At 37.1% G+C, this 609-nt stretch carries 1 protein-coding gene; it reads left to right on the plus strand.

Annotated elements, in window-relative coordinates; all coding sequences use genetic code 11:
- Positions 1-66 precede the first annotated feature (66 nt).
- Positions 67-609, plus strand: a 543-nt coding sequence (locus R7040_RS27835; RefSeq protein WP_318097799.1) for an amino acid acetyltransferase, incomplete at its 3' end; no start/stop codon positions are given.

The raw sequence follows: 609 nt of genomic DNA on the forward strand, positions 1-609 counted from the left end.
ATGTTTTTCTAAGTTCCTACGAAACAAATAGTTATAATTTTCTACTGCAAAGGTAGAGAGGTAGGGATGCTTATAAAATCATCTGCGAAAACAGCAGAAATCGATTGCTCTTGGCGCAATCAGTTTGAACTCAGTCAAAAACCGTACAACGGTTATTACTATGACTCCCAATTTTGGAAAAGGTTTTCCGAACACACCGCTGTTTATTTATTCCAATCTGATGCGTTTACTCTTTTATCCTGTCCGGAAAATCTCTGGCATAAAATTAAACATTTTCAGCCGAGTGAGCTAGAGAGAAAATTAAATAACCTGCAATTATTCTGCGAATATGACGACGTCGACTATCATTTATTTAATGATAATACCTTCAATAAAGATGCTGATGTTTTCACTTTGAATATTGAATCTAACAATGAGTTGCTTGACGTATTTTTACGTAGTAACAGCGCAGAAGTATTTGAGAAAGCCGATTTCGAGCTCGATAGCCACTTCTTCTATGGCATTTTAGAAGAGGGTAAATTGGTTGCGGCATTGGCGTCATATTGCTACGAAGGAAAGGAACCATTTGAGTCGTTATCGTTACTGGTTAGCCCTAAAGCGAGAGAAAAA

The sequence above is a fragment of the Vibrio sp. 1069 genome, from assembly GCF_033340555.1.